This is a genomic window from Photorhabdus sp. RM323S (genome assembly GCF_042879375.1).
GTDB lineage: Bacteria > Pseudomonadota > Gammaproteobacteria > Enterobacterales > Enterobacteriaceae > Photorhabdus > Photorhabdus tasmaniensis.
Genome location: NZ_JBHFKZ010000143.1, coordinates 1 through 1,500 on the forward strand (window position 1 = coordinate 1; position 1,500 = coordinate 1,500).

Sequence of the window (1,500 nt, forward strand, 5' to 3'; positions counted from 1 at the left end):
CAGGCCACCAAACTGGCGGCTAAAGGGGCAATGGATGTGGCAGCACAAGGCGGTTACTTGTACGCTCAGGCGATGGAAGAATCCAGTCACTATGAGAAAACAGAGACCACGCGTAAGTGGTATGGCAAAAAGAAAACCATTAAACACACCCGTCATGATGTTACTAACAAAGTGACTGAATTTACCGCCGGCGGCGATATTAACCTGTTAAGCCGGGATGACAGCACTTATGAAGCCAGCAAAATCGCCACCAATCAAAATGCCAAACTGACCAGTACTCACGGTCAGGTTAATTTTAAAGCAGTAAACAACAGCACCTTTGAACAAACGATTACTCATTCCAAAGGGTTCTACATCAAGCAGACAGATAAAGGTTACACCGAAAATACATGGGTGCTTCCTACTATTCATCTTGGCGGAAAACTCACCGTAGATGCAGCAAATGGTGTTAGCGCTGATATCAAAGCTAAAAATGGTCAGTCATTACAAGCTGTCGTCTCCGTCTTCGGTAATACCCCGGAAACCGCCTGGTTGAAAGGACTGAATGAACGTCAGGATGTTCAATGGAACTTAGTCAAAGATGCGTATGACAGCTGGGATTATAAAAGCCAACACCTGAATCCGGTGGTTTCGGCGGTGATAGCGATTGCCGTGGCTACCGTGACGGCAGGCACAGGCATAACGGCTTCGGTGGCCGGATCAGCCGCAGGCACGGCAGGTTCAGCGGCGACGGCAGCGGGGGCAACCGCCAGCACCGCTGCTACTGTGGGCTCAATGGCTTACGGCGCGACGGCTTCCGGCATGGCGGCTCTGTCCTCTCAGGCAGCGGTCGCCCTGGTAGATAATCAAGGTGACCTGTCCAAAACCTTAAAAGCGATGGGAAGCAGCGATACCGTTAAATCAACCCTGACTTCAATGGCGATGGGTGGCGCACTGGCGGGCTTTGACACGGTAATGGGATGGGATGAAGCAGCGAATGGCGCAAAACTGGATCCATCAAAGGCGAAGTTACCTTCCTTGAGCAACGGCGACTGGAGCAAAGTGGCTCAACGGGTCGCGGGCCAGTCCATTATCGGTGCCAGTCTGGGGACAACCATCAATGGCGGCAGCTTTAAAGACAATTTCACCACGGCTTTGCTGTCTAATATTGGCAGCCAGATTAACGCCGAAGGGGCCGGGCTGATTGGTGATAATGGTCAGGTGTTAGGTTTACCCGGAAAAACGATCAGCCATGCGATTGTTACAGGTATCAGTGCTGAAATTAGTCGTGGTAATACAAAAGGGGCAATAGCTGGAGCTTTAGCTGCTGAACTAGCCGGTGCAATAATGGGAGATAATCTCATTGAGGCTGAAAAATGGCAAAAAACATCAGAACAACAAGCACAAATTGTTCGGGCTTTCGGTGGTATTGCTGGTGCTGTATTCACCGGCAAAGCAAATGGCGCTTACAGCGGAGCAAACAGTGCTGAAAATACTTTCCGGTACAATTATCTCGCACAT

Annotated in this window: 1 protein-coding gene; it reads left to right on the forward strand. The window is 50.2% G+C overall.

Going from position 1 to position 1,500, the window contains the following annotated elements:
- Positions 1 to 1,500, forward strand: a 1,500-nt coding sequence (locus ACGF7G_RS22280; RefSeq protein WP_387468460.1) for a DUF637 domain-containing protein, incomplete at both ends; no start/stop codon positions are given.